General features: G+C 47.2%; 21 protein-coding genes and 1 riboswitch. Of the genes, 9 read left to right on the plus strand and 12 right to left on the minus strand.

Annotation, left to right across the window (positions count from 1 at the left end):
- Positions 1–141: 141 nt before the first annotated feature.
- From ACX9NY_RS23095 to ACX9NY_RS23105, 3 genes are all read right to left on the minus strand, one after another.
- Entirely contained in the window at positions 142–411 is a 270-nt protein-coding gene (locus ACX9NY_RS23095) for a DUF6171 family protein (protein WP_237178610.1), read from the minus strand.
- Complete coding sequence (locus ACX9NY_RS23100; protein ID WP_339258212.1) at positions 411–1,892, minus strand: alpha-N-arabinofuranosidase; 1,482 nt, start codon at positions 1,890–1,892, stop codon at positions 411–413. The genes ACX9NY_RS23095 and ACX9NY_RS23100 overlap by 1 nt, the downstream gene beginning before the upstream one ends.
- A 218-nt stretch (positions 1,893–2,110) precedes the next feature.
- Positions 2,111–3,298 (minus strand): WD40/YVTN/BNR-like repeat-containing protein, encoded by a 1,188-nt coding sequence (locus ACX9NY_RS23105; RefSeq protein WP_472475295.1) that lies wholly within the window; start codon positions 3,296–3,298, stop codon positions 2,111–2,113.
- A 619-nt stretch (positions 3,299–3,917) separates the two neighbouring features.
- On the opposite strand from ACX9NY_RS23105, the gene ACX9NY_RS23110 reads away from it, so the two are divergent.
- A complete protein-coding gene (locus ACX9NY_RS23110) occupies positions 3,918–4,049 on the plus strand; it encodes a hypothetical protein (RefSeq protein WP_017691304.1) in 132 nt (43 codons plus the stop codon).
- Between the two features lie 427 nt (positions 4,050–4,476).
- Here ACX9NY_RS23110 and speB read toward each other — a convergent pair whose 3' ends face one another.
- On the minus strand, positions 4,477–5,346 hold the full coding sequence (speB, locus tag ACX9NY_RS23115) for an agmatinase (protein WP_278297424.1): 870 nt from the start codon (positions 5,344–5,346) through the stop codon (positions 4,477–4,479).
- Positions 5,347–5,360: 14 nt separating this feature from the next.
- Positions 5,361–6,188: a polyamine aminopropyltransferase gene (gene speE, locus ACX9NY_RS23120; protein ID WP_339258208.1), complete on the minus strand. Its 828-nt coding sequence runs from the start codon at positions 6,186–6,188 to the stop codon at positions 5,361–5,363.
- A gap of 412 nt (positions 6,189–6,600) precedes the next feature.
- Here speE and ACX9NY_RS23125 point away from each other — a divergent pair, with 412 nt between their 5' ends.
- Positions 6,601–8,679, plus strand: a complete 2,079-nt coding sequence (locus ACX9NY_RS23125) for a transglycosylase domain-containing protein (protein ID WP_339258206.1) — start codon at positions 6,601–6,603, stop codon at positions 8,677–8,679.
- A gap of 199 nt (positions 8,680–8,878) precedes the next feature.
- Here ACX9NY_RS23125 and ACX9NY_RS23130 read toward each other — a convergent pair whose 3' ends face one another.
- Positions 8,879–9,382: a YwhD family protein gene (locus ACX9NY_RS23130; RefSeq protein ID WP_253428974.1), complete on the minus strand. Its 504-nt coding sequence runs from the start codon at positions 9,380–9,382 to the stop codon at positions 8,879–8,881.
- 101 nt (positions 9,383–9,483) lie between these two features.
- Between ACX9NY_RS23130 and ACX9NY_RS23135 the strand changes: the two genes are divergently transcribed.
- From ACX9NY_RS23135 to ACX9NY_RS23155, 5 genes are all read left to right on the plus strand, one after another.
- The gene (locus ACX9NY_RS23135) at positions 9,484–11,475 is read left to right on the plus strand and encodes a M1 family metallopeptidase (RefSeq protein WP_339258204.1); all 1,992 of its coding nucleotides are present in this window, start codon (positions 9,484–9,486) and stop codon (positions 11,473–11,475) included.
- Between the two features lie 10 nt (positions 11,476–11,485).
- Positions 11,486–12,337 (plus strand): hypothetical protein, encoded by an 852-nt coding sequence (locus tag ACX9NY_RS23140; protein WP_339238973.1) that lies wholly within the window; start codon positions 11,486–11,488, stop codon positions 12,335–12,337.
- A gap of 245 nt (positions 12,338–12,582) precedes the next feature.
- A riboswitch (cyclic di-AMP (ydaO/yuaA leader) is annotated at positions 12,583–12,720 on the plus strand.
- A 3-nt stretch (positions 12,721–12,723) separates the two neighbouring features.
- Positions 12,724–13,194, plus strand: coding sequence for a C40 family peptidase (locus ACX9NY_RS23145; RefSeq protein ID WP_440392513.1), 471 nt, complete (start codon positions 12,724–12,726; stop codon positions 13,192–13,194).
- A 354-nt stretch (positions 13,195–13,548) separates the two neighbouring features.
- Complete coding sequence (locus tag ACX9NY_RS23150) at positions 13,549–14,043, plus strand: GNAT family N-acetyltransferase (protein WP_472475300.1); 495 nt, start codon at positions 13,549–13,551, stop codon at positions 14,041–14,043.
- Positions 14,044–14,193: 150 nt separating this feature from the next.
- Positions 14,194–14,553, plus strand: a complete 360-nt coding sequence (locus ACX9NY_RS23155) for a c-type cytochrome (RefSeq protein ID WP_278297432.1) — start codon at positions 14,194–14,196, stop codon at positions 14,551–14,553.
- 74 nt (positions 14,554–14,627) lie between these two features.
- On the opposite strand, the gene rbsK is transcribed toward ACX9NY_RS23155, so the two are convergent.
- The 4 genes from rbsK to ACX9NY_RS23175 all read right to left on the minus strand — a co-directional run bounded on the left by rbsK (position 14,628) and on the right by ACX9NY_RS23175 (position 16,498).
- Positions 14,628–15,611 carry a ribokinase gene (gene rbsK / locus ACX9NY_RS23160; protein ID WP_339238971.1) on the minus strand — a complete coding sequence of 328 codons (984 nt, stop codon included), beginning with the start codon at positions 15,609–15,611 and terminating at the stop codon, positions 14,628–14,630.
- Positions 15,612–15,656: 45 nt separating this feature from the next.
- Positions 15,657–15,953 (minus strand): 4a-hydroxytetrahydrobiopterin dehydratase, encoded by a 297-nt coding sequence (locus ACX9NY_RS23165; RefSeq protein WP_062838136.1) that lies wholly within the window; start codon positions 15,951–15,953, stop codon positions 15,657–15,659.
- Between the two features lie 30 nt (positions 15,954–15,983).
- Positions 15,984–16,109: a hypothetical protein gene (locus tag ACX9NY_RS23170; RefSeq protein ID WP_339238970.1), complete on the minus strand. Its 126-nt coding sequence runs from the start codon at positions 16,107–16,109 to the stop codon at positions 15,984–15,986.
- 95 nt (positions 16,110–16,204) lie between these two features.
- The gene (locus tag ACX9NY_RS23175; RefSeq protein ID WP_253428962.1) at positions 16,205–16,498 is read right to left on the minus strand and encodes a hypothetical protein; all 294 of its coding nucleotides are present in this window, start codon (positions 16,496–16,498) and stop codon (positions 16,205–16,207) included.
- Between the two features lie 234 nt (positions 16,499–16,732).
- Here ACX9NY_RS23175 and motA point away from each other — a divergent pair, with 234 nt between their 5' ends.
- Together motA and motB are read left to right on the plus strand one after the other, a co-directional pair.
- A complete protein-coding gene (motA, locus tag ACX9NY_RS23180; protein ID WP_339242860.1) occupies positions 16,733–17,533 on the plus strand; it encodes a flagellar motor stator protein MotA in 801 nt (266 codons plus the stop codon).
- Entirely contained in the window at positions 17,520–18,338 is an 819-nt protein-coding gene (gene motB, locus ACX9NY_RS23185; RefSeq protein ID WP_339238967.1) for a flagellar motor protein MotB, read from the plus strand. Before motA ends, motB begins: the two co-directional genes overlap by 14 nt.
- Before the next feature lie 122 nt (positions 18,339–18,460).
- On the opposite strand, the gene ACX9NY_RS23190 is transcribed toward motB, so the two are convergent.
- Positions 18,461–19,162, minus strand: a complete 702-nt coding sequence (locus ACX9NY_RS23190; protein ID WP_339238966.1) for a pseudouridine synthase — start codon at positions 19,160–19,162, stop codon at positions 18,461–18,463.
- Positions 19,163–19,180: 18 nt separating this feature from the next.
- Positions 19,181–21,520: an ATP-binding protein gene (locus ACX9NY_RS23195; protein WP_339258198.1), complete on the minus strand. Its 2,340-nt coding sequence runs from the start codon at positions 21,518–21,520 to the stop codon at positions 19,181–19,183.
- Positions 21,521–21,679: the final 159 nt, after the last annotated feature.

Raw genomic sequence — 21,679 nt, forward strand, 5'->3', positions numbered from 1 at the left:
CTACTGTATAACTATATCCAGTTCCCTCGCTCAATTCAAATCCAAATTCAGAGTTTTTTCCTCATCAAGCCAAAAAAGAAGAGCTACACCTGTAAAGTGCAGCTCCCTTTTGCTTCATTATAGTAATATTCATTCATCCGATCAGGCCCATTGTGATTCATAAGGAAAAGGACATGTCGACTCGCTCAGCTTCGCTCGCACCTGTACAAGACAGCCACAGTGCCGACAAGTCGTGCCATATTGCAATCCCGGACAGGCAGAGCAGATGGATAGCCGCCGCTCGTATTCCTCATCCTGTACCGTCGGACGCGAGCGTGAAGCAATCTCAACAAGTCTGGCCATTTTGGCATCGCTAATCTTCACATCATACTGATCATTGCAACCCTTGCAAGGTTCCTGCCTTTTCATCATTATCCCTCTACAGCGATGACCCCAACCGATGCTGGAGGAAGAATAAAACGCAAGGTGTTATTCTCCAGTGTGAGTCCCTCCCACGCCACAGGCTGAACATGATTCGGCTGTTCAAAGGTATTGAATGCGCCAAAATCAGTATGGTGCAGAATCTGCCCGGATACTTTAGCCGCTTGAGCTGCGTCCAGCTGACAGACGACTTCCAACTCATCGATGTGGCTCAGATTACAAGCTGTCACATGAATGACCCCATCCTTGTTGCGGGACGCTGATAAGCTGAGCTGAGGAATGGTGTCTTCTCCGAAGGTATACCCAGGGCTATCATAATTCAAATCCAGTCGCTGCGCATCCATATGAACCTGATACATATCAAATACATGATACGTAGGTGTCAGGAGCATTTTGTCCCCTTCCGTGAGCACAAGCGATTGAAGCACGTTCACGATCTGAGCCAAATTGGCCATCTGTACCCGTTTATTATGCTGATTGAAAATGTTAAGGTTCACCGCTGCAAGAACTGCATCCCGCATCGTATTTTGCTGGTAGAGGAAGCCCGGATTGGTTCCTGGCTCGACGTTATACCACGTTCCCCACTCGTCTACAATGATACCCACCCGGCCATCTGGATCATATTTATCCATAATTTCGGAGTGCTTCACAAGCAATTCATCCATAAACAGCGTTTTCTTTAACGTGGTAAACCATTCAGCCTCTCCAAAACCGGTAGCGTTCCCTTTGTCTTCCCACACACCTGTCGGAATTGTATAATAATGAAGACTGATGCCATCCATGAAACGGGCAGCTTCCCGCATCAACACTTCCATCCATTCATAGTTACTATCGTTCGGGCCACAAGCGATTTTATAAATCTCGTTCCCGGAATAATTACGTACATATGTAGCATACCGACGATATTCATCCGCATAATATTCAGGACGCATATTCCCGCCGCATCCCCAGTTCTCATTTCCCACGCCAAAATACTTCAGCTTCCACGGTTCTTCCCGGCCATTCTGTTTCCGCCAGTTCGCCATAGGGGACTCGCCATCAAACGTAATGTATTCCACCCATTCCTGCATTTCCTGCACGGTTCCGCTACCCAGGTTGCCACTGATATATGGCTCGGTGCCGAGCAACTCACATAATCTCAAGAATTCATGCGTACCAAAGTGATTGTTCTCTTCCACACCACCCCAGTGCGTATTGATCATACGAGCACGCTCACTCTTCGGACCCACACCGTCTTTCCAGTGATATTCATCGGCAAAACAACCGCCCGGCCAACGAAGGACTGGAACATTAAGCTTCTGCAAGGCCGTCAATACATCATTTCGAATTCCATCCGTATTCGGAATAGGTGAATCTTCTCCTACCCACAGCCCCTCATAAATACAACGTCCCAAGTGTTCGGAAAAGTGACCATATATATTGCGATTTATTAATCCTTGGTCTGAATCTGCCTTTAGAATAACATCAACCATGATTTCAACCTCCATATAATGTATTGTTATCGCTTACAATAACTTGTTTTAAAGCAGGTTTCAACCGTTTTTATTTCTACACAAACAAGCCCCTTCCCACATCATTAGCCAGGAAGAGGCTTATTCATTATAGATATCCATGCAGAGACATACCAGATTGATTATCATTCATTTCTAATTTGGATTTGCTCTGTTGTTATTTCAGATTAACAGGCTATTTAATCCTGCTCTGAAGGCAACAACATTTTTTGTGTCCACGTTGTTCCGCCATCAGTAGTCTGATAGATCGCAGGGGAGTTATCACTTGTTACGACGAGCCAACCCGTCTTGGCCGATGGGAAAGAGATACGGGAACTGTACCCCGGATCTTTCAAGTCAACGTTTTTCCACGTGGAACCTGTATCATAAGAACGTCCAATACCCACTTTACCAGCTGCTGGTGAACCTGCAGACAGATAAGCTGTCTGATTACCAATCAACGCCATGTTACCTGGATGACCACCTGGATTGGCAGGTCCGGTTCCTTTCCCCGTACTGTTTGTACCTGGCGCAGGACCTCCTCCTGCTGTGGATTGCGCAAATACTTGGGTCCAGTTCTTACCTTGATTGCCGCTCGCATAGAGGGAGTACGATTGTTGGGACATGCCTGCATCACCATACAGAAGGGCCCACACTTGCTGACCGTGTGCATACAGATCCGCTCCACTCCATGTGTCTGAGACAACTCGAAGAGAGGTTGTCCAGTTCTTGCCGCCATCACTCGTTTGCTTCAGATGATATCCCGATCCAGGTACAACAACGACAACATACCCTTGCTTCTCTGTCGCAAAAGCAGCTGCACGTGTGTTGGCAGGCGTATTTATTTTGCTCCAGGTTACCCCGCCATCCTTCGTCTGATATGCACTATTATAGGTGTAACCATATCCTACATCTTTATTGCGAAAATCGATTCGCTTGAATTGAATGCCAGGCGTATCGAGTCGTGTCCAGTGCGATCCCCCATCATGGGTACGAATCAGATAGGTTGCAGGTGAATTTTTCACTTGTGCCAACGCATATCCATTCACATTATTCGGAAAATCAAGCTGTGTAAATTGCCACTGTCCGGTATATATGGACTGCCACGTACATCCTGCATTTGAGGTTCCGATCAGGAAGCCTTCACCCCCAGCTCGTCCAGTCGTATCATTAAGAAAATCAATGTCTGTAAATTGCAATCGTTGCTCTTCCACACCACTACCTTTTTTCAGTATAGCAGAGAGTCCATGATCTCCCTTTCCACATGCCTGCGAGGATGCAGCGTTAGCGCCTGATAGCGTATGTATCGGTCCCATCCCCCAAGCCAGCGTTAACGATAATGCGAGTGCACCAATCCGTTTCCATGTCACTGTACTCTTAGTTGTCATCGTAACACCTCCTTCTACGGTTTTACCCAAATCGGGTGATGATAACGTAACAATCTGGTGTACTTCGATGACAATTTCGCAAGAAAAAAACCACCTTTACCCATGATTGGATCATGTAGGCAGAGGTGGTTGATTACTAAACGTAGTGCACTCTAAGTTACATGGGAAATGTTCTTATACCAAGGATAACAAAACTGACACTTAAGAACAGGCATAAACTAAAGTATATTTTGTTGTATTTATATTCCCGAATACTATATGCAGCAAAAAGCATCGCGAGGCTAGCCAACATCAACGTGAAGTTAAGAAATACCGTCACTGCTAATACAAAATTGATGAAAAAAACTATAAAAACTACAGGAAACCATTTGGGATACATACTCAATTGAGATCGAATCACACGCATACATATTCACCTTCCTCTACTTCCATATTATACATAAGTGTGGTGATAGATTCATGCCAAGGCAAGATATCTGCATGTGCGAGCCTGTACTGATACAAGCAATAAATGGTAGAGACATAGGAACATACGTGCTATAATTGATTTTATGGACTCTTGAATAACGGTGGATGTTTTCCAGATCACGGCGCAGCTTCCCGAGAGGGGGTGACGTCGATGGTCAAACTTGTGGCGTTGCTTGATGTGATCCGATGGATTGCGGCGATCCTCAGTATTGTACTGAGTGGACGAAAGCTTTACCGTTGGTTACGCAAAAAGTTTCGTAGCAAGCGAAAACCCACCTCATAAGGTCGGAAGCCTGACGGTGGGTTTCGCTTGAATAGCATTATTTAGTTCATGCGCGCCGTGGCAATCCACAGCCTTTCGGGTCCTAAGAGTCTTTGCCGTTGGCGCGGTGAAGACTCTTTTTTAGTATATGGTCGAACCCGATCACCATATACTTCACGAATGTAATATATCAATTAATATACTACTGAATAACTTATGTAGTCAGTATAGCATAGCTCTTTCCAAAAGTTAAATTAAGTTAAGTTAACTTAACTTAATTTAACTTCGTCATTTGGTTTGCCAGAATACTTTTGGTCTAACAATCAATTCCGTTCCTTAGGCTAGAATAGTTGAGGACACAGGGATAAACGTGAACAAAAAAACGCCCTCCCTGCGCTAATTTGAAACAGCGCAGACAGAGAGCGTTATCTTTATCAATTATTCTGTGTTATTTCACGAATCCAAGCAGCATTTCGCGGATCAGCTTCGCAGCTACAATCTGTGTCTGTTGTGTGGGATCATAGATTGGTGCTACTTCAACCAGGTCACAACCAACTACATTTACATCAGATCCGGCGATCATATGGATGGCTTCCAGCAGTTCTTTGGACGTAATGCCGCCCGCTTCTGCTGTACCTGTTCCTGGAGCTGCTGACGGATCAAGCACATCGATGTCGATGGTCACATATACTGGACGGTTGCCCATCTTCGGAAGAGCTTCCTTCATCGGAGCTGCCACTTCAAATGGGTAGAAGTTGATGTTCTCGCGACCATACTGGAACTCCTCACGGGAACCAGAACGGATACCGAACTGATAGATGTTTTGGCCACCCATCAACTCAGCTGCTTTACGCACTGGCGTGGAGTGAGACAATGGCTCGCCTTCATAATTTTCACGAAGGTCTGCGTGTGCATCAATATGAATCAGGATAAGATCCGGGTATTTCTTGTACATTTGTTGGATGACTGGCCAAGTAACCAGATGCTCGCCACCGAGACCAACTGGGAACTTGTCATCAGCAAGCAGACTGCCGATGTATTCATGAATTACATCAAGGCTGCGTCCCGCGTTACCGAAAGGCAGTAGCAAGTCTCCAGCGTCAAAGTACGTCATGTCTACGATACTTTTGTCGAGATATGGGCTGTACTCTTCGAGTCCAACCGATGCTTGACGGATATGAGATGGGCCAAAACGGGAACCCGGACGGAAGCTGACAGTATAATCCATGGGCATACCATAGATAACTGCTTTCGAGTTCTCATAATCCTCAGAGCTGCAAATAAATACGTTTCCTGAATAAGCTTGATCCAGTTTCATTAATGATTTCCCCTTTATTTCGTTAAATCTTCCACGAATTTAGGAAGTACAAATGCTGCTTTATGCAGACGCGGAGAGTAATACTTGGTATCCATCTCCGGGAGTTGGGTCTCATCCACTTTGAGCGGGTCATGTTTCTTGCTACCCATCGTGAATGTCCACAAACCACTTGGATAGGTTGGAATATTACAGCCGTACACATGTACGATCGGGAAGATTTCTTTGACGTCTTTGTTCACCTTCTGGATCAGATCCGCCTTAAACCACGGGTTGTCCGTTTGGGCAACGAAGATTCCGTCTTCTTTTAACGCTTCATAGATACCTTGGTAGAAACCGCGCTCAAACAATGGAGCAGCCGGACCTACAGGCTCTGTAGAGTCTACGATGATCACATCGTATTCATTTTTATGTTCAATAATATGCATGTAGCCGTCGTTGACAAGCACTTCAACATTAGGCTCGTCCAACTTGCCGGCGATTTCAGGCAAATATTTTTTGGAGTATTCAATGACTTTTCCGTCGATCTCGACGAGAACTGCTTTTTCTACAGCAGCATGCTTGATCACTTCACGAATGACCCCGCCATCGCCGCCACCGACAACCAGAACTTTTTTCGGATTCGGGTGAGTGTTCAGCGCAGGATGTGCCGCCATTTCGTGATATACGAATTCGTCTTTTACGGTCGTCATCACCATGCCATCAAGAAGCAACATGTTACCGAATTCCTCGGTTTCTACCATGGCCAAATCTTGAAAATCGGTTTTCTCTGTGACATAGGTCTGCTTAATCTTCGCGGTGATCCCGAATACCGGGGTCTGTTTCTCCGTAAACCACAATTCCATAATCTCTACCTTCTTTCCGTAAAGTTAATGATCAGCCATACCCGATCAAGTGCGATGCACTATAATCGGTTCGCCCAAGCACGTCCAGCGTTCGGCGCCATATCACGTTATGATTGCTGGCCTGCGGGAAAAGTCCGCGGTTCACTTCATTATATAGATTAAATTGACCAGAGCGTGCAGAGCGTCTGACTAATCAATGAATCAATGACCATTCGTCTGTTCGTCCTTACGCGCTTTAGTATCTTGTGCCGAATCTTACCTTTTCATTACCCTTTTGCATTATACGCGATTGACGTTTATACTGCAAAACGGTTTTTCCGGCGAAAACGCTACATTTTGTCTGCTTATGTACCTGATTGAATATCCCTGCCAATGAAGTCCCATACTGGAAGAAAAGAGAGGAGCCCGTTCCATGACCAAGCCAAATCAAAAGACCCGCAAACGCGGGTTCCGTGTACGTAAATTCATTAAAAACCTGTCTCTGCTCGCCGTGCTCGCCATGCTTGCTACCGCTGCAGGATTGGTCTACCTATACGCAACCAGCCTGCCCCTCGCAGACTCTGATCGGAATTCCCGATTGCTGGACAGTCAAGGGGAAGTGATCGCTACCTTCTCCGCCGGTGGCAAAGACTCTGTTCCGGTTCAACTGGAGGATATCGCTCCGAATCTCGTCAACGCCACTCTGGCTGTAGAGGATCGCAAGTTCTATAATCACTACGGTTTTGACGTTCAGGGAATGGGACGGGCCGTGCTCGTTAACCTCGAACATATGCAGATGTCGCAAGGCGCGAGTACATTGACCCAGCAACTGGCGCGCAATCTATATTTATCTCATGAGAAAACATGGACTCGCAAAGCAAAAGAAGCCATGTACACGGCGCAATTGGAGATGAAATACAGCAAGGATGAAATCCTACAGATGTATCTGAATGAAATCTATTATGGGCATGGTGCATACGGAATCGAAGCAGCTTCGCGAATGTATTTTGGCAAATCCGCCAAACAGCTGGATCTCGCAGAGAGCGCTATGCTGGCAGGAATCCCAAAAGGACCAACCTACTATTCACCCTATAACCATATGAAAAACGCCAAAGACCGGCAGAAGATTGTGCTGAATGCCATGGCTGATATCGGCAAGATCACCCAAGCTGAGGCGGATAAAGCTTATGAGCAAATGCTAGCATTCAAACCGGAAAGCGAACGTAAAACGGTGGAAAGTGCCCCGTATTTCCGCGACTATATCCGGAATCTGGCCATCAAAGAACTGGGAATCAGTGAAGCGATGCTGGATCATGGGGGATTGAACATCTACACCACACTGGATCTGCGTGTACAAAAAGCAGCGGAAGACGCGATAGCGAAGGGTATGGATGCCAAAAGTGAGCTGGAGACAGCTCTGGTGTCCATCGACCCTCGGACAGGCTACATTAAAGCCATGGTGGGCGGCAAGAATTACCGCACCAATCAGATTAACCATGTACTGGCGACAACGCGCCAGCCAGGTTCGGCGTTTAAACCTATTATGTATCTGGCTGCCCTGGAGTCCAAGCAACTCACCAGTGCATCCATATTTAATAGTGAACCTACCCTATTTCACTACGACAATGACCGTAAGACCTATAAACCCGGCAACTTCGGAGACAAGTATCTGGGTGAGATTGACCTTAGACAAGCGATCGCCGCTTCAGACAATATCTATGCGGTGAACACCATTATGCAGATCGGTCCTGAGCAGGTTGTGAGTATGGCAAAAAACCTCGGTATTACGAGCAACCTGAGCGCCGTACCTTCTCTCGCACTGGGAACGTCACCTGTCAGCCCGCTGGAGATGGCGTCGGCCTTTTCCGTCATTGCTGCTGGCGGACAACGGACGCCGCCTGTCGCCATTCTGCAAGTGACGGATGCAGCAGGACGTGTACTCTATGAATCGCCTCAAACCAAGGCTGAGACCGTTGTGGAACCTGCGGCAGCTTATGTACTAACTCGATTAATGGAAAGTGTATTCGAAAATGGAGGAACCGGTAACCGGGTATCTGCCACAATTAAACGTCCGGTAGCCGGAAAGACAGGCACAACCAACACGGATGCCTGGCTCGTTGGATTCACACCAGAACTTTCTACCGCCGTATGGGTTGGATATGACCAAGGCAAAGCCATATCGACTTCGGACGGCCGCCGCGCGGCACCAATCTTTGCCCAATTCACAGAGCAGGCGCTTGCGAGCGTACCACCCAAAATTTTCACTGTTCCTGATCACGTCGTAAGTGTCTATATCGACCCGGAATCCGGTAAGCTGGCAGGCAACGGTTGCGAAGAGAAACGACTGGAAGTTTTTATTGATGGCACTGAACCCACAGAGGTCTGCCACGGTACGACGGATGATTCGGATCCTGGAGAAGATGAGAAGACCCGTGAGGTACAGAATCAACAAGGCATACAGGAAGAGAAACATTCCTGGTGGGGAGATTTCAAACGTTGGTGGGTAGAATGACGCAAATGCACGATGACTTAGTTGCGTCACTCGTAACTTCTCGTTATATTGGGCATTTGGAAATTAACTTCGGATGAAAACTCATAATTATTCAGTTCGATGAATACAGATCATACACAAGCAAAAGACCCCAAACCGAACTTTACGGTCAAGGGTCCTTTTGCTTTTTTTGATTTTATACGGTGTTGAATGATTTGCCTTAAGCGAGTGCTTCTTTCAATTCATCCGGAGAAGCATTCCACCATTCTTCGTTGTGTGAGATCAACAGCTTCTTGAGTGCAGCCCGATCTTCCGGCCCCAGTTCATCCAGCATGAAACGGCGCTTCATGGCATAATCCATGCGATTCACATGTTCCGCCAGCAGTTTCCATCCGCGTCTCGCTTCTGTATCGATCCACATCTCACATGCTGTTGCTCCACCATACAGCTGTCCCTCTTCCGTGCGATCCACAGCTACCCACACCAGCCATACTTGGCGACCGTTGGGTACATCCTCACGATTCGTCGAGAACTTGATATTGCGCTCCACTTTACTCTTCGCATGCATCGCACCAATATCAATTTTGGCTTCACCATTGTCAATAATGACCGGAGATAGGTTATTCAGATCAATGGAGCCTGCACCGAAGCCTTTATGCTTGCTCTTTGCACTAACGATATTCAAGGCAATCTGCTTTTTGCCGTTTTGCTCGTTTTGGTCCATGTTTATAGCCTCCAAGGGTTGATACAAATATTTTAACTAATAATCGGCCCATTGCAAACATATACATGCTGTAGATGCTTGTCAACGGGAGGTATTTATCGATGATTCCACGACGCGCCAAGAGCTGGCTCACCGCATCCCTGGCCCTGTGTGTGCTGGCCGGAGGGATATGGATCACTCTGGGTTATACTCACTCAACTCATTCCGAATTGCCAACACTTGCCCCGGAATCGGGCAAGCCTAAGGCAAAGTCCCCAACCCCAGCACCTCCAGAAAGTGTACAGACCCCTACTGCCGAAGTGTACAGCAACCGTGTTGTGGAATATCACATGGATGTAAAACTGGTCGAAGGGAACGTACTGGAAGGGACTCAGACGATTACTTGGACACATCCAGGTAAAAAAACCGTCAACGAGCTTTACTTTCATATGTATCCCAACGCCTTCTCTTCTGCTGACACCACCTTTATGAAGGAATCCGGCGGAAAGCTTCGGGGTGATGTCATGCCTACCAACGGTTATGGCTCCATGAATATTACCGAAATGAAAACGGAGGACGGGCTCTCTCTGCTGCACCGGATGCAGTATGTGCAACCAGATGACGGAAATATCAAGGACACCACCCTCATTAAAGTACGCTTACCCAAACCCGTCAAAGGCGGAGAAAGCATTACACTCCACACCCGCTTCCAAGTGAATCTGCCAAAGATTTTTGCCCGGATGGGAACTGCTGATGATTTTGTCATGGCAGGTCAATGGTTTCCCAAATTAAGTGCCTATGAACCTGTGGGCAGGCGCGGACGGACAACGGAAGGTTGGAATCTGCACCAATACCATGGCAATTCAGAGTTTTACGCCGACTTCGGTATATATAGTGTGCGTATTCGGGTGCCTGAAACATACAAAGTTGCCGCTACCGGATTTCCGACACAACAAGCCGTGGTGAAGAACGGAGAAAAAGTCTATCAATTCTATGCCGATGATGTGCATGATTTCGCCTGGGCAGCTTCACCGGATTTTGTCTACGCCGAGGAACCCTTCTCTGCACCCAATGTGCCTGGTGTACGAATCAAATTATATTTGGATCCTGCTCATCAGGATCTGAAGGAACGTTATTTCTACGCCGCGAAGGCCGCTCTATCCAATTATAGCAAATGGTTTGGCCCGTATCCTTATGCTACCTTATCCATCGTTGTTCCACCCAAAGCGGGGAACGGTGCTGGAGGTATGGAATACCCTACGCTAGTAACGGCCTTTGGAGCCGATGACACTACTCCAGGTTATGACCTGGAACGTACCGTAGTCCACGAGATCGGACACCAGTACTTCTACGGCATGGTTGCCAGCAACGAATTCGAGGAAGCCTGGCTGGATGAGGGGTTCACCTCTTATGCAGAAGACAAATTGATGGAGCAGGAATACGGATTGATTCCGAATCTGCCGGTACAATCGGGCCTGATTACGTCTCCTTCATCCTTAACACAAGAATCCTGGAAGTTCGATTCACAGAATGAGTATGCAGCCAATGTCTACACACGTGGCAAGCTTGTATTGCTTGGTATTGAACATCAAGTCGGCACAAAAAAGATGGAACGCATTCTCTCTACCTATGTGAAGAAGTACCGCTTCAAACATCCCACTTCGGCAGATTTTCAGAACGTTGTGGAACAAGTGACCCGCACGTCCTGGTCTGATTATTTTGACCAATACGTCTACGGTAATGGAATGGCTGACTTTGCTGTAGAGAAGATTCGTGTTACGCCTGTACAGAAAGACGGTCAAACATGGTACGAGTCATCCGTGACGATCGTCAAAAAAGGCAGTGATTACAACGCCGTTCCTGTTCGCATTGCTTTTGAAGACGGACATACCCTCACCAAGCAATGGGATGGCATAGAAGATCGAATTACCTATAAATTAACGCACACATCCCCCGTAGCCTGGGCCATGACCGATCCCCTGTACACGATCGTGCTGGAGAACCGCCATATGAACAATTTCCTAAAATCCGGACTGGATGAGCAGACGAAGTCCCGCTGGAGCATGAGTGTAACCAAACTAATAGAAGCCATATTCGGAGGTCTGTCATGGTGAGGTGGATACGGTGAAAGCGAAAATACGTGAAGGCTGGTTTCTCGTCCGTCAGCATATGTTCATTGCGGCACTCTTATTTCTTTATCAACTCATTTGGGGATATTTCTTCTATCGAATGGTACAATCGGCAGTCATCCCACTCCTCCTGCGCTATCCAGATTCTGATGCCGGGGAACTGAGTACACTTTTGTTCAAAATGGAAAGCCAACTTAACCTATCTACCCATCCGGAGGTTCATCGTTATCTATGGATTCTGGGGGGCATGCTGCTGGTTCGCATGTTGATCAGCCCCCTTATTCAGGCAGGACTGCTCTACTCACTTCAGCACTTTAATTCTACAGAAGAGCGCATCCCATTCGTCCGTGGAATCAAAAAACTGTGGAAACCGATGCTGCTGCTGCACACCATACGTACATTATTGATACTTCTGCCCGCCTACTGGCTCATACCGAAGCTCTACTCGATCCTCATGGACGGATTTCATTCCCTTCAATTACTTTTGCCTGGTATACCTTATGTTGCTGCCTGGATTGTATATGGATGGGTCATCCACCATGTCATGCTCTACATGCAGTTCGGTGTGTCGGCACCAGAAGGAGAAGGCGGGGCTCACGGCACCCTCAAAGCACTCTGGATTGCACTGCGTCATCTCATCGCCGTTATCGGCATTGCTCTCCTGCTGGGCGGAGTCCACTTACTCGTCTTTGGGGCATTCACTTCAGCCTCATGGTTATTAACGGGACTTACCGGACTTATACTACAGCAGACGTATCCACTTGCCAGATGTCTATTGAGTCTGTGGAAAATATGCAGCCATTTCCGATTGTGGCAGTCCAAAGTATCCAAAGGTGAGAGCATTTAGTTTAAAAATTGTTACCATCACATGTTAAACTCATGGCCTGCTATGTACTTATAAATAGGCAAACCTCAACCTTTCCCCGTCAAAGGTCGAGGTTTTTTTTGCTAATTTTGTTGCTAAACGTTGCCAAAGACGTACTCCTCTGTTACAATAATCGCAGTGAGTTTTTAGTAACAACTTTGTAATCTTTACATTCATATTTGTAACTACTTAAAATTAAATCGTCATTTCTTGATTTCGCAGGTGCATAACTAGCATAGCCAAATTCCTGGCACCTGGGAAGCGGGGGAACCAGTTATGGGTGAATTGATCTTGCTACAGAGGGATCATAGGGGACCTTCAACCGAATCCTTAAGCTAACCTCGCAGGCGTTGGAAGGGGAATATCTCTTGTTCAAGAAGAAATTAACCGCAGCTGTACTTAGCATCACATTCGCATTATCGCTTGGTGCAGGTAGCGCATTCGCAGATTCAAAAATGGATAAAGTAATTGATTCAGCAATGGGAACTACATACAAAAGTGGGGGAACAACGCTTAACGGCTTTGACTGCTCCGGATTTACACGGTATGTATTCGACAAATTGGGTATTGATTTGGCACGCCAATCCAGTTCCCAATTCGACATGGGCGATTCCGTATCCCGCATGGAAATGAGAGCTGGCGATCTGGTATTCTTTAATACTACAGGTAAAGGCGTATCCCATGTAGGAATCTTTGTAGGGGATGGAAAGTTCGCACACTCTTCTTCTTCCAAAGGTGTTACGATCAGTGCATTGAGTGAAAGCTATTGGGCCAATCGTTATGTTGGCGCTAAACGGATTATGAGCACGGACGCGTATGAATCACTGGCCCTTGACTAGGGACAAGCTGAGCAACATGATACTGTAACCATGAACCATACTGTAACGAAGCAAGAAGCATAACAGAACCGCCCGGTACATTCTCCGCAGGAATGTATCCGGCGGTTTTTTTGTGCTTCCATCCTGATTCATATTGCAAGTTACGCTCGGGGCTATCCTGCAACATCAACAGGCTCATTTTGTGCTCGTTCGTCCGTGCCCTTATGATGTTTTTACCCATCCTGTTATAATATAAACGGAATTACCGGAACTTTTGTTTCATATTTTTTTCTGGTAAGAGAGACTTGCTAAATGAATATCTCTTTTGTAGAGTGGACAGAGAGTTCTGTTTCAAGGAAAGGAGCATGCAGGTGTATGAAGGAAGCCCCCGTAACGTTTCACGTTGTACCCATGCGAGAAGAACATGCGGAGCTCATCTGCAGTTGGCAGTATGATCCGCCTTACAATATCTACAGCTGGCTCCCCTGGGAGCAGATGAAAGCGCTGGAAGTGGAATTCGGAGATGCACAGCTGCGGCAGGAGCAATATGCGATTGTCCTGGATCAGAACGATCGTATATGTGGATTTGCTCAATACTTCCCACTTCAAGGGGTAACCCGGATTGGCCTCGGCATGCATCCAGAGCTGTGTGGTCAGGGGCAAGGGACAGCTTTTGTCACGGCCATTGTACAGGAAGCCATTCGCCGAAATCCGATGAATGAGCTCGATCTGGAAGTGCTCACTTGGAATGCTCGTGCCATTCAAGTCTATCTAAAGAGTGGATTTGTCACCCAGGATACATACGAACGACAGACCCCAAGCGGCTTGAAGCCCTTTCACTGTATGGTTTATGAAGGGCCTCGTGATTAAAATCCATTGCAAAACAACCAAATTTGCGCCTTGTTATGTGATTAGTTCAAAAATTTCCCACAAAATGCTATGATGTCAGTACAGGTTCCGTTATAATGATATGGATAGTTTCAGGTTAGATGATCTTTCATTCTGGAGGGGACATAAGGGATGCACAAATGGATCATGAGCGGAGTATTTTTTGCAGCATGCGCTTTAGCTATTGTTTTAATGTTTACGCTTCCAGGGAAAGAAGAAGTGGCTGAAGAAGCCAAGCCTACCATGCCGGAAGTCACATTGGATGCCGGACAGGCTGAAGCACTGGTCAAAGCCAATTGTATCTCCTGTCACGGGGATCAGCTTCAGGGTGGCGTAGGACCTGCTCTAGCAAACATCGGCAGCCAGGATGATCTGGAGAAGATCTACACTACGATTGTCAAAGGTAAAGGTGGCGGTATGCCTTCCTTCAAGGGCAAACTGCAGGATGAAGAGATTGCTAATATCGCCATGTGGCTGTCAGAGAAGAAGTAATCTCTGCACACACATAACAAAGAGGCCCTTAATCCCCTTTTGGGAGAATAAGAGCCTCTTTGTTATGCTATTGATTAGGCATCTGCCGCATGCTCGGCCAGAAAGGCCTCCACTTCACGTGCGGACGGCATCCCGGACTGGGCGCCGAGCTTCGTCACGGATAACGCGGCCGCACCCATGGCAAAGCCTACGGCCGCGTCCAACGTCTCACCGCGCGCGAGGGCTACCGCCAACGCGCCGTTGAAGCAATCGCCAGCGCCGGTCGTATCGACGGCGCTTACGGCGTAGCCGGGCGCACGGCATGCGCCGGCACGCCCTGCCTGTACGCGGCCACCAGGCGCCGCCGCGTACACAGCCCCCTCGGGGCCGAGCGTCGTGACGACAGCGGCCCCGAGGGATGCGGCGAGCTCTGCGACCGCCGCATCCAGGTCTTCCGGCCGGAGATGATCCCGGCCGGTCAGCACGGCAAGCTCACTGCGGTTCGGCGTGACAACGTCCACGCACCGCAGGAGCTCCTGGGGCAGACCCGGCACCGCGGGAGCCGGGTTGAGCACCACCAGTGCGCTGCCTTCAGCCGCCAGTTGGGCGGCGCGGGTAACCGCTGGCAGCGGGATCTCCAGCTGTAGCAGCACCGCTGCGGCTGCAGTCAGGCTTTTTACCGTATCCGCTTCTTCCAGCATCTCAGGCACTACTTGCCCATTCGCACCAGGAATAACGATAATCCGGTTGTCTCCCCGAGAGAGCCAGATGGAAGCTGTCCCTGTAACCGTGTCTTCCAATCTGCGAACCTGCGAGACATCTGCACCACTTTCCGTCAGACTGTGCAGCAGACGTTCGCCAAAACTATCCGATCCCACCGCACCAATCATTGTGGTCTGTCCACCCAGACGCGCAGCAGCGACAGCTTGATTTGCACCTTTGCCGCCAGCGAGATAGTGGAGTTCCTCACCGCTCACTGTCTCTCCCTCTTCCGGAATCGTATCTGTCTTCACCACGAGATCCATATTGAGACTGCCTACGACAGCAATAAGAGGTTGTTCCTGATTATAGTCTGACATGTATGGGTTCACTCACTTCCGGCCGCGCGATAATAACCAACTTCGTTATTCCGACCTCATTTTGTCATAAGCTTCGTTGTACTGCCCTGCTTCCTTAATATCTACAGATGTAATACCGCCCGCATCCCATGACGTGAGACGCAGCGTAACCGTTGTATAGTCAATCGTAATAAAAGGATGATGATTGAACGCTTCCGAGATCGCAGCGACCTCATCCACAAATGCAATCCCTTTCATGTAGTTGGAGAACACAAATTTGCGTACAATCCACCGTCCCTCTTCCAGTTCCCAGCCTTCCAGCCTTCCCAGATGAGCTTCGACTTCCTCTTGCGAAAAAACCATGCGTTATCTTCCTCCCCATAGGATGGTACATTACAGACGTGCGTCCGTATAACCACCAACACCTTCGGTGCTATCGTCAGCAACCTCAAAGGCCAGGCTCATCGCCATGCGATCAGCCCATTTCACGAGTAACATCTTACCACGGACAAGCTTCAAAATCCAATCAACTTATATGGCGTAGAACCACTAACCATAAGGCTTTGTGGAAAATTCCAGTTCCATTCATACACCTTAAAATGCATGTATATACACTAGATTAAAGGTACAAATGTTAACTCTTCTTCCCCGATCAGAATATGAATGCGGTGCTGTTCCTTATCATGGATGACCACGCCACTTCCAACCGGAATCACAGACTCTTCGCCCAGTGCATAGAACAAATCTTCCGCCAACGCCTCATCCACTTCAAGTTGCTCAGGTGCAGCGAGTCTCTCCCACTCTTCCGCGTCCATTTCAAAGAAAACATACCGATCCGGTATGCGTCCAATTGCCGTTGTCAGATCTGTCAAAATTCCTTCATAATCCCGTCCATGCTTTACGCCCATTGGCTTTTCACTCCTATTCGGCCCCTAAGGAGCGGATTTGATCTTATTATACCTGAAAATAGCCCTTAAAAAAAAAGGCCTTCTGGTCGATAAATACTATATATGACCGTTTGAACTGTTTTAGCAACCGCAAGGAATGCCTAACATTGAACGGATTGCGGCCAAAAATTCGTCCGGAAGCCCGAATACAGCCGCTTGAAAGGATTCAATTTTATCTCATGGATGAGGTGTATGATGAACATTTCAACGATTATTGGACTAGTTTTTGGGCTGGTCTCCCTTGTACTCGGTATGTTCCTGAAGGGTGCGCCCTTAATCAACCTGGTTAACAATCCGGCAGCCTACGTTATTATCTTTGTTGGTACGGCAGGAACCATTTTTATTGCATTTCCTATGTCAGAAGTTAAGAAAATTCCTAAGCTTTTCGCGATTATTTTCAAAAATCAAGTACTTATTGATCGAGTGTCTCTGATCGGCACGTTTATGGATTGGGCTTCCACTACCCGTCGTGAAGGTTTGCTTGCACTGGAATCAAAAGTAGAAGAGATTGACGATCAGTTCCTTCGTGGCGGTATGCGTATGATTATCGACGGCAACGATCAGGAATTTGTAAGTGATGTACTGATGGAAGATATTCATGCTACAGAGGAGCGCCACCGCGGCGGTGCCTTGATCTTCGCCCAGGCGGGGATGTACGCGCCAACGCTCGGGGTTCTCGGGGCCGTTGTAGGCCTCATCGCAGCACTTGCCGATCTCAGTGACATGGAGAAACTCTCCCATGCGATTGCGGCAGCATTTATCGCAACACTCCTTGGTATATTTAGTGGTTACGTGTTATGGCACCCGATGTCTAACAAACTGAAGCGGATGTCCAAGCAAGAAATGGAGATCAAGCTGATGATGGTTGAAGGGTTGTTATCCATACAATCTGGTGTATCCACCATTGCCATCAATCAAAAGTTATCCGTATTCCTGACACCTTCCGAACGCAAACAACTGGAAGAGAAGGAGGGATCATCAGGTGAAAAAGGCTAAAAAGCACGAACCACATGAAGAACATATAGACGAGAGCTGGTTGCTTCCCTATTCTGACTTGATGACCTTGTTGCTTGCCCTGTTTATCACGTTGTTCTCCATGAGTTCACTCGATGCGGCCAAGTTCGAGCAGATGGCTTCCGCACTAAGTAGTGCATTGAATGGAGGCTCTGGTATTCTGGATCATACGTCCATGAATCCGGATACGCCAGGTGTTGACTTGGGTAAGAACAAACAGGAACCTACAGAAATCACCAAAAAAACACCAGCTCAGATTACGGATGCACAAATGGCTCAAAAAGAGCAGGAAGATCTGGAGAAGCTCAAGAAACGGCTTGACCAGTATATCTCGAAGAACGGCCTTTCGGACCAGCTGAACACCAAGCTGAATCAGTCTGAATTGAAAATCACCATCAGTGATAACGCCCTGTTCTCCTCAGGCAGAGCAGATGTGAAGCCTGAATCACGATCCCTGGCCAAAGCCATTTCAAGCATGCTGCAAGAATTTCCTGAATACGAAGTGGTTGTATCCGGTCATACCGATAATATTCCCATTTCGAACAACCAATATAAGGATAACTGGGATCTGAGTGCAGACCGTGCGCTTAACTTCCTGAAAATCCTGTTGCTGAACACACAATTGGACCCTTCCAAATTCACACCAAGTGGTTATGGAGAGTATCACCCGGTTGCCAGTAATGACACCAATGCCGGACGGGCACAGAATCGCCGTGTAGAGGTTTCTATCATTCGGAAGTATCAAAGTAACAATACCAATGTAAAAGCCGTTGGCGGAGGAAATTAAAAGCCACTAGGCCGCCAATGACCAAAAAGACCGTTCTCCATCTAACGATAGGGAGCGGTCTTTTGCTTTTATATTTTCTTCAATAACCATTTCACCTATTGGGTCAAAGAAAGTCGAATCGACTATTCCAGTGAATAGTCGAGCAGACCGCCCAGCTCCGCTTTTTCAGCAGCGGTGAGTTCTCTCCAAGAACCAGTTGCCATTTCTCCAAGATGGATGTTCATGATCCGAATCCGCTTCAGCTTACGAACCTCGTAGCCAAAGGCACTACACATCCGCCGAATCTGACGGTTCTTTCCTTCGGTCAGGATAATACGGAATACCCGATCCGTCATCCGGGTCACGGTACAAGGCAGTGTCATTTCACCCAAAATCTTAACTCCGGTGCTCATGCCTCTAAGGAAACTCGGCGTGACCGTTCGATCAACAGTGACGATATACTCTTTCTCATGGCGTCCTTCTGCTCTAAGAATCCGGTTAACGATATCTCCGTCATTGGTCATCAGAATCAAACCTTCCGAGTCTTTATCCAGACGTCCAATTGGAAAGATACGTTCATCGTGTCCGACAAAATCAACAATGTTCCCCTGAATATGCTGCTCAGTAGTACTTGTGATTCCAATCGGTTTATTCAGCGCAATATATACATGTTTTCTCTTTTCATTGATCGGTTTGCCATTAATTCGTACATCGTCGCCTTCTTCTGCCTGACTGCCCAGCTCAGCCTTAACTCCATTAATGGTTACCAGCCCACGATCCACCAACTTGTCGGCTTCACGCCGCGAGCAATAACCTGTTTCACTAATAAATTTATTAATACGCAAAAGGTAATCTCACCTCATCTATTTCTCTTCATCTGTAATTGGTTCATCCGTTACCTGATCTGCCTCGATAACCTCCGGTTGTTGCTCGGATGCAGGCAGTTCAATAATAACCGTTGTTCCCTTGTTCATGACGCTTTTAATATCCATCATGCCCTTATGTGATTGAATAATTCGCTGACTGACCATCAGACCAAGCCCTGTCCCGGACTCCTTATTCGTAAAGAAAGGCTCCCCAAGCTTGGGCATCATCTCTTCCGGGATACCAATGCCTTCATCCCTGATCTCAATTCTGACGCGCTTCGACTGCTCGTCATGCTTGAGCTTAATGTGGATGTTTCCTCCATTTGGCATGGCCTCCATACCGTTTTTCAGCAAATTGATGAATACCTGCTTCAACTGGTTCTCTTCACAGTGTACCATAGCCGAATCGGATGAGGCACGCAGTACAAATTCTACACCATGCAGGTGCGCCTGACTATCCAGTAACGAGATGACATCGCCGAGAATAAAACGAATATCCCGATTCTGAAAATGAACTGCCTGCGGTTTGGCCAAAATCAGGAATTCACCAACAATCAGGTTGATGCGATCCAGCTCCGATAACATCAGATCCAGATGACGATGATTCAGCTTGTTGCTCTCTTGCTGTAACTGTAGGAATCCGCGCAACGTGGTGAGTGGATTACGTATTTCATGCGCGACACCTGCCGCAAGCTGGCCCACGGTTGTTAGCTTCTCAGAGCGTCTGAGCAGCTCTTCCATCCGATTACGGCTTGTAATGTCTCTGGAGACACTAATGAGTGCGGTAATCTCCCCAGCTTCGTCTCGTACTGGAGCCGTACTGACACTGACTTCTACACGAGTCCCATCTTTCTTCATCCAGGTGGTTTCATTGGACGTAATAGACATTCCCTCAACGAGTTGGGCATGCTGACGTTTCATTTCTTCCTCTGCCTCTGGCGGGATGATTTTCAGATTACGACCTTCCACCTCGCGACTTCGAAAGCCATATAATTGTTCAAATGCCCGGTTAACCCGCAGCACTTTCCCTTCAAGATCCGTAATATGAATGGCATCGGCTGTCTGATTGATAATGGACTCCAGATGCTCTTTTACCGCGCGATTTTCTTCATACATCTGTTTCAGACGACTCGTATAATGGCCCAGATTACGAATCATGGCATTAATCCGATTGGCCAGTTGGCCGAGTTCATCCTTCCTCCGTACTTTCAGACGGAAGTCAAAGTGTCCATCCGCTACATCATTCACTTTGCCCAGTATGGATTGGATCGGACGCGTAATATAACCTGCGAGCAGATAGCTACCAAAGATCACGATCTCCAGCAACACCAACGATATTGAGGCATGGCTCACCAGTTGCTCAGACACCATGGAGGATATTTGCTTATAGTCCATGACAATACTGATGACATATGAAGACTGATTAGGTGTGAAAATAGGGATAAAACTCTTCAGCACCTTCTGTTCGTGCGTTTCACTGACAAAAGATACATTCTGTCCTGTCCGAATGGCGCGCACAACAGCACGATGATCTTCATCGGTAGATCCATACTGATACGTGCCAAACCGAATAGGTCTGTTATTCAACTTGCTAAAATTCGAATCTCTTCCGTCATCACCCATGTTCGGGCTGCCAAAAGTCAATGGATTGATGCCTGTAATCTCCAGAATGGAGGGATTGACCTCACGGATTTTATTCAAAATCTCATCCGGACTAGAGATTTTCACATAGTCATCAACTTCCGTATTATTATAGAAGGGATTGATTATGTAGTTTCTCTTTCCATCATGGTAGTAACCCCAGATATCAATATCCGAGGGACTGGATGTCGAATACTCGAAACCATCGGACCAGAAATGCTCCAGCTTCTGCCCTTGAGGAATCGTTACCTGTTGTTTTTCAAATAATTGTTTAAACGCCTGATACCAATAGGTCATGGATTTGGTGGACAGCCCGATCTCTCTTGGATCTGATGAACGGCTAACCACAATATCATCATCCGTCTGTTCCATCAATGAAATATGCGAAACGCCGACCTTTTGACTCAAGCGAACAAGTTCTTCATTTGTGATATTATTAATATCCGGGTCCAACTCTTCCGCTGCCATGACAGCAGCAAGCCACAGATTGTTTCCAATCTGCCTTTTTACATAATCTGAACTGTATTGATTCTGTTCGACAGCAATTGCAATCTGCTTTGCAGTGAGTACCATCTTGGTTTCACTGTCCTGCCTCAGATTCTCTTCTGTAGTATAATAACTCAGTGCGATATTCAACACTAAAATAACGAGCACTGAGCAGGACATAATCATGGATAATTTCGTTTTAATAGACAAGTTTTTTTGTTCACCTCTCGGCTTGTACCCTCTGGCGATATATGGCAAAACCTATCTCCATCATAACGCTTGTATGTCTTTTTGAAAAGGATAATTGACCTGTGACCAAAAGTTACCGAATGACGGAAAAGCTCGAAATTCGTTGTTTTTTGTATTTTT

Source organism: Paenibacillus sp. CB74, assembly GCF_055687625.1.